At 44.3% G+C, this 7545-nt stretch carries 5 protein-coding genes; 4 read left to right on the top strand and 1 reads right to left on the bottom strand.

The window, feature by feature from the left end:
- The coding region (locus tag D9X91_RS22815) for a hypothetical protein (protein ID WP_233569692.1) at window positions 1-215 on the bottom strand (215 nt) is incomplete at its 3' end.
- Between the two features lie 195 nt (window positions 216-410).
- On the opposite strand from D9X91_RS22815, the gene pcrB reads away from it, so the two are divergent.
- The 4 genes from pcrB to D9X91_RS05055 all read left to right on the top strand — a co-directional run bounded on the left by pcrB (window position 411) and on the right by D9X91_RS05055 (window position 6813).
- Window positions 411-1097 (top strand): heptaprenylglyceryl phosphate synthase, encoded by a 687-nt coding sequence (gene pcrB, locus D9X91_RS05070; RefSeq protein WP_121679505.1) that lies wholly within the window; start codon window positions 411-413, stop codon window positions 1095-1097.
- A 266-nt stretch (window positions 1098-1363) separates the two neighbouring features.
- Window positions 1364-3598 (top strand): DNA helicase PcrA, encoded by a 2235-nt coding sequence (pcrA, locus tag D9X91_RS05065; RefSeq protein WP_121679504.1) that lies wholly within the window; start codon window positions 1364-1366, stop codon window positions 3596-3598.
- 24 nt (window positions 3599-3622) lie between these two features.
- Window positions 3623-5629 carry an NAD-dependent DNA ligase LigA gene (gene ligA, locus D9X91_RS05060; protein ID WP_121679503.1) on the top strand — a complete coding sequence of 669 codons (2007 nt, stop codon included), beginning with the start codon at window positions 3623-3625 and terminating at the stop codon, window positions 5627-5629.
- A gap of 17 nt (window positions 5630-5646) precedes the next feature.
- On the top strand, window positions 5647-6813 hold the full coding sequence (locus tag D9X91_RS05055) for a CamS family sex pheromone protein (RefSeq protein WP_121679502.1): 1167 nt from the start codon (window positions 5647-5649) through the stop codon (window positions 6811-6813).
- Window positions 6814-7545 lie beyond the last annotated feature (732 nt).

Genomic DNA, 7545 nt, shown 5'->3' with positions numbered 1-7545 from the left:
TTCAGGTGCCCGTCGTGGAGGAAAATTGGATTGAGGGGAACCAGAATCGAGATCAGGTGCCCGTCATGGAGAGAAAGTGGATTGAGGGGAACCAGAATCGGAATCGCGCCCGTTCCCGGAGAGTCGCCGCCGTAAAAGTAGCAAAAGTACCCAAATATCGCCCGTTTCCGAAGAGTCACCGCCGCAACAGTATCAAAACAACCAAAACGGCCCACTCTCCCATCCCAGAGTACCAACCTCTCAAACAACAGTTCACCTGCTGCTTCAATTCCCCCAAATAACCAACCCCTTAACATACCGAAATGACCCATCCCATTGGTTAAAAAAGGTGTGGGGAAAATGTTTTTTGCCCTCCCCAACAAATGCTATAATGGTGTAATGGAAAGCACGAAATGGAGGATTTAAGAGATATGTACGATGTTCGGGATTGGCGGCATGCGTTCAAGCTGGATCCCCAGAAGGAAATCACGGATGAGTCTCTTGAGGCAATTTGTGAGTCCGGGACGGATGCTATTATTATTGGAGGAACGGATGGGGTGACGCTCGAGAATGTGCTGGATTTGATGGCGCGGGTACGGAGATACACGGTTCCATGTGTGTTGGAAGTATCCAATATCGAGTCGATCACACCTGGCTTTGATTTATATTTTATTCCCACCGTGCTGAATAGCCGCGATGTGAAATGGGTTTCCGGCATTCACCATCAAGCGGTGAAGGAATACGGTGAGTTGATGAATTGGGATGAGATTTTGGTTGAAGGCTACTGCATCCTCAACGAAGATTGCAAGGCGGCGAAGGAGACGGATGCCAATACGAAGCTGACAGCCGAGGATGCAGCGGCATATGCGATGATGGCAGATAAAATGTTCAACATGCCGATCTTTTATTTGGAATACAGCGGTACTTATGGCGATCCTGAACTTGTGAAGCATGTGAAGGAGTATCTTGAGGATACGACGCTCTTTTATGGGGGCGGCATACAAAGCAGCGGCCAGGCGCAGGAGATGGCAGAGCATGCGGATGTTGTCGTAGTCGGAAACGTGATTTATGAGGATTTGAATGATGCGCTCAGAACGGTGAAGGCAATTAAAAAATAAGGCTGATGTCTCAAGAGTTGTTTTAAGAGTGTTTCTTGTAAATCATTCATTCTTAGGTGTTGATTGGAGCGGAAGGTGCGAGACTCCGGAGGGATTAGCGGGACAGGTGAGGCCCCTTGGAAAGCGAGCATCCTTCTGCGGAAATCAACCTTGTACAAACTTAGATAAGTAGCAAAAAACTATATGAAAAGAACCCAAAATAGTAATGTTTATTTGCAAAAATAAGTTATAATAAGAACAAATGTTCTAGTTTAGGCGGTGATGAAATGCAATTTTTAACGGAAAGACTGCTGCAGGGTCTTAATCCTCAGCAGAAGGAAGCAGTAAAATCGACAGACGGACCACTTTTGATCATGGCAGGTGCAGGAAGTGGAAAGACGCGGGTGTTGACGCAGCGCATTGCATATTTGATGGTGGAAAAAGGCGTCAATCCTTATAATATTCTCGCGATTACCTTTACGAATAAGGCTGCGCGAGAGATGAGGGACAGGATCGCCAATGTCATGGGCGGTGCTGCAGAGGATGTCTGGATTTCAACATTCCACTCCATGTGCGTTCGCATCTTAAGAAGAGACATTGACCGGATCGGATTTAACCGCAACTTTACGATTCTCGATTCCACTGATCAGCAATCCGTGATCAAGGGAATCCTCAAGGAGAAGAACATCGATCCTAAGAAGTTTGATCCAAGAATGATTCTTGGAAGCATCAGCTCGGCGAAAAATGAGCTTATTACCCCTGAGGAATTTTCCAAGCAAGCGGGAAGTTATTTTGAGCAAGTCGTCCATGATGTGTATGTCGAATATCAAAAGAAGCTAAGCAAGAATCAGGCACTCGATTTTGATGACTTGATCATGAAAACCATTCAATTGTTTCAAAGGGTTCCGGAAGTGCTGGAGTTTTATCAGCGCAAATTCCAATATATTCATGTCGATGAGTATCAGGATACGAACAGGGCACAATATATGCTTGTAAAACAGCTTGCCGCCCGTTTTCAAAATCTTTGCGTCGTCGGTGATTCCGACCAGTCCATCTACAAATGGCGCGGGGCGGACATCGCCAATATTTTATCATTTGAAAAAGATTATCCGCGTGCAAAGGTGATCATGCTCGAGCAAAATTATCGTTCTTCGAAAAAGATATTGTCGGCGGCCAATGAGGTCATCAAAAATAATTCGAACAGGAAGCCGAAAAATCTCTGGACGGAAAATGACGATGGCCAGAAAATCTCATATTACCGAGCTGACAGTGAACAAGGTGAAGCGCAGTATGTTGCAGGGAAGATCAAAGAATTGGTTGAGCAGAAGAATCGGAAATACTCCGACATTGCCATTTTATATCGGACGAATGCCCAATCCCGTGTGATGGAGGAAGTATTGTTGAAGTCCAATATTGAATACTCCATTGTCGGGGGAATCAAGTTCTATGACCGCAAAGAAATCAAAGATATCCTTGCGTATTTACGATTGATCTCCAATCCGGATGATGATATCAGCTTGAGCAGGGTCATTAATGTGCCAAAAAGGGGTGTAGGGTCCACTTCAGTGGATAAGATTGCCCGCCATGCACAGGTAAACGACATTTCTATGTATGGTGCCCTTCATGAAATTGAACACATCGGACTCAGCCCGAAAATTACTAAGGCATGCATCGAGTTCAGGGATTTAATTAAAGGCTTCACACAAATGCAGGAATATTTATCTGTGACAGAGCTTGTGGAAGACCTTTTGGAAAAATCGGGATACAGAGAAATGCTGAAGGCGGAGAAATCCCTTGAGGCACAAAGCCGATTGGAAAATATCGATGAGTTTCTTTCCGTTACGCAAAGCTTTGAGCAGGCAAGTGAAGATAGGAGCCTCGTTGCTTTCTTGACAGACCTTGCACTTGTGGCGGATATCGACCGTTTAGATGAGGAAGAAAAGGTACAGGAGTCAGTCGTTCTTATGACGCTTCACTCTGCTAAGGGCCTTGAGTTTCCTGTCGTATTCCTGCTAGGAATGGAAGAAGGGGTATTCCCGCACAGCCGTTCCTTGATGGAAGAGGAAGAAATGGAAGAAGAAAGGCGTTTGGCATACGTTGGGATCACTCGTGCCGAACAGGAATTATTCATAACCAATGCCCAAATGCGTACGCTGTTTGGACGCACAAACATGAACCCGGTGTCACGCTTCATTGATGAAATTCCAGAAGAGCTTATCGATGTGATCGGTGGTGAACGAAAACAATCTTCACCATTTGGAACCGGAATGAGCGGAGGCAGCATGAATCGCCCTGCACCACGAAAGCCGGTCACACGTCCTGTCCAGAAAGCAATGGGTGCAACTGGTGCCGATAATCTTGGCTGGAGCGTCGGAGATAAAGCCGAGCATAAAAAATGGGGTGTCGGTACGGTTGTCAGCGTCAAAGGGGAAGGGGAAGGCGTCGAACTTGATATTGCTTTTCCAAGCCCGACTGGCATCAAACGCTTATTGGCGAAATTTGCGCCAATCGAGAAAAAATAAGAATGAACAGAAAGGGTTGTTTGTATGGACCGACCATCTGCTGAAAAGCAAGTGAAGGAGCTTCATAACCTACTCAATCAATATAATTATGAATATCACGTGCTGGACAAGCCCTCCGTTCCAGATGCAGAATATGACCGTTTAATGAGGGAGTTACTGGAGATCGAGGAGGAATATCCGGATCTTAAGACTCCCGATTCTCCTTCCCAGCGTGTCGGCGGTACGGTTTTGGACTTTTTCCAGAAGGTAGAACACCGAAGCCCGATGCTGAGCCTGGGAAATGCATTCAACGAAGATGATTTACGGGATTTTGACCGAAAAGTCCGGCAGGCGGTAGGGGAAGATTTCTCTTATGTATGCGAGCTGAAAATTGATGGTCTTGCAGTTTCTTTGCGCTATGAGGATGGATTGTTTGTCCAAGGTGCTACCCGTGGTGACGGGACAATCGGAGAAGACATCACGGTGAACTTGAAGACGATCCGTTCGATCCCGCTTCGATTGAATGAGCAGGTGTCAATTGAAGCCCGAGGGGAAGCCTTCATGCCCAAAAAGTCATTCGAGAAGCTGAATGAAGTGCGTTTGGATAAAGAGGAGGAGCCGTTTGCGAATCCCCGCAATGCAGCGGCAGGGTCATTAAGGCAGCTTGATCCACGTATTGCGGCATCAAGGAACCTGGATATATTTCTTTATGCAATAGCGGATATAGGGGAAACAGGCGTGTCTTCCCATAGCGAAGGCCTTGACTTTTTAGAACGTCTTGGTTTCAAAACTAATAAAGAACGAAAAACGTGTGCCACAATCGATGAAGTCATTCAATTTGTAGAAGGCTGGGTTGATAAACGTCCGAATCTGCCTTATGAAATCGATGGAATCGTTGTGAAGGTCGATTCGCTCCAGCAGCAGCAAGAATTAGGGACGACGGCCAAAAGTCCACGGTGGGCGATTGCCTATAAATTCCCGGCTGAAGAGGTCGTGACAAAGCTCAAGGATATTGAGCTAAATGTAGGACGCACCGGTGTCATCACACCGACGGCCGTTTTGGAGCCGGTTAAAGTCGCTGGGACGACTGTCCAGCGGGCATCGCTCCATAACGAGGATTTAATCAGGGAGAAAGACATCAAAATAGGTGATTCCGTCGTTGTGAAAAAAGCGGGCGACATCATACCTGAAGTCGTGAATGTCCTTGTGGAGCAGCGGACAGGGGAAGAAAAAGAGTTCTCGATGCCTACCCATTGTCCCGAGTGTGAAAGTGAATTGGTCCGCCTTGAGGGCGAGGTTGCACTTAGGTGCATCAACCCAAAATGCCCCGCTCAAATCAGGGAAGGGTTCATCCACTTTGTATCGAGAAATGCGATGAACATCGACGGCCTTGGTGAGAAGGTCGTGACACAGCTGTTCAAAGAAAAACTGATCGTTGATGTTGCAGACCTTTATAAACTTTCCAAAGAACAGCTATTAGGATTGGAAAGGATGGGGGAGAAATCAGTCACCAACCTGCTGAAGGCAATCGAAGATTCCAAGAAAAATTCATTGGAGAAGCTTCTGTTCGGCCTGGGCATTCGCCACGTCGGCGCAAAGGCGGCCAAGACATTGGCCCAGCATTTCGATACGATGGACAAATTGGCCTCCGCTTCATTGGAAGAATTGACAGCCATCAATGAAATTGGTGAGAAAATGGCCGATTCAGTGGTATCATATTTTGAGAATGAAGAAGTCCATGAACTGATGGAGGAACTGAAAGAATCGGGTGTCAATATGGAATATAAAGGGCCAAAGCCTGTTTCGGCGGAGGAATCTGATTCTGTATTCGCAGGCAAAACGGTCGTGTTGACTGGTAAGCTCGAAAAGTTGACAAGAAATGAAGCAAAAGAAAAAATAGAAGGTCTTGGCGGTAAAGTCACTGGAAGCGTCAGCAAGAGCACGGATCTGTTAATTGCAGGTGAAGATGCCGGGTCCAAGCTTACCAAAGCACAAGACTTGGGAATCGAGATCTGGGACGAAGAGAAGATGCTTGATGAACTTAACCGATAAGAGGTGGCAATGAGAGCATGAAAAAATGGTTGGCGGTGACGTTTGCTGCAGCATTGTTGTTGACCGGATGCGCACCGAAATTTGAAAAAAACAACGAAGTGGTCCAAAAAACGGATGATAAGACGGAGAAAGCCTTTATTCCGAACTACCAAATTTCCAATAAGTATTACCGGACCATTTTGCCATTCAAACCTAGCAAAACACGGGGAATGGTCGTTGCAAATCTGAATTCAAGGTATGATATCAAGGAATTTGAAACGGGCTTGATGAGGATTGCCAAGAATGAATACTCCCCTGATAAATATTTATTTCAGGAAGGGCAGATTCTTGATAAGGATACAGTCACGCTTTGGCTGAACCGAAAATATTCAAAAAGCCAGCTGAAGGAAGAAGGGCTTAAGGCATCCCAGAATATCGGATTGAATCCGCTCGATGATGAAAAGGGAACGGTCAAGCAGCGGAATGAAAAAAATCCGATCTATCTGTCACATATCCTCGAACAGGATTACTTGGTGAAAACGGATAAAGATACGGTCAAACTTGGCGGTGTCATGATTGGTTTGGCCTTGAATTCCGTTCATTATTACCAAAAAGAACAGTATGGCGATGTGTATGAAGCGCCGATCAAACATGCCGATGTGGTGGCCGAAGGAAAGAAAATTGCTGCAGAAGTAGCGAAAAGGCTGAGAGATAAGCCGGAATTGAAAGGTGTTCCAATCACCATTGGGTTGTTTGAGCAAGCAAGCAAAAACTCGGTTGTTCCCGGGCATTTCTTCTCGTATTCTAATGTCCCGGCAAACAGTACATCACTCGGGTCTTGGAAGGATGTCAAGGAAAACTACTACCTGTTCCCATCTGATGAAGCCAAACAGGACCATCGGGATGATTGGACCTATTTCATGAATTTCAAACAGGATGTAGAGAAATACTTTTCAAGCAACGGTGTCATTGGAAGGGCATATTATAAAGACGATCAAATGTCGGAACTCCGCATTGAAATCCCCATCCAATTTTATGGAGAGGCAGAAGCGATCGGATTTACTCAATATGTAGCAGGATTGATCATGGACCATTTTCCGGATTACTTATCGATCGAAGTCAATGTGACCTCCGTCAATGGCCCGGAAGCACTCATATCCAAAAAGCCAAATGAAAAAGAACCTTACGTTCATATTTATAAATAGACCCTTTTCTCATACTTGTTGCTTTAGCTACTAAAATGAGATTTTCTATTAAATTTATTAACTTTGGAATTGCGTAATTAGCGAGAAAAGTGAATGAAGCTGTCTGATAGCGATGTATATTGCGTTTCGGGCAGCTTCTTTTCTATATTTTAATAGATAGCTAAAGCCAAAAAGTAGGTAAGAGGGGTCAGGATTATATGAATAATGAAGATGGACCAAGTGTACTTGTTGTTTCTTGGTAATTTCAACATACGTCTAAACAAATAATTAAGGATATATAAACCTGCCAGGATTACAATTACTGCATAGAAAATAAATACCTTATCCAAAAAAGATTCAGAGGTGGTTGACGAGGAATCCGCAAAAAAAGCAAGAAAAAAAGTCCCGAAATAGGCTGGTGGATAAATCAGCATATATGAAAAGAAATAAGCAAAATATTTAGTTCGGTTTAAACGTGACATTGTTACTCTCCATCGTATTTATTTTATTTTACAATAACTTTTTCTAAACGTATGGTAGTTATTGGATAAAAAATAGAATTTCTAACAGGGACTTTAGCTACTATCCTATTTATAATAACCTTCTCCAGAGGCTGCCATACTTTTTACACAATTAATAATAACCAATATGAACAAGAAAAGAAATCTTACTATTCACAAATTTTGAAGAAGAAAAAAGTTTCGTGCTAGAATGATAGTTGTATGAAAACGTTTTAATATAGGAGGCGTAGCA

Origin of the sequence: Falsibacillus albus (assembly GCF_003668575.1) — a bacterium.
Taxonomy (GTDB): domain Bacteria; phylum Bacillota; class Bacilli; order Bacillales; family DSM-25281; genus Falsibacillus; species Falsibacillus albus.
The sequence above is the reverse complement of the archived record's forward strand: the minus strand, read 5'-3'. Positions and strand labels throughout refer to the sequence as shown.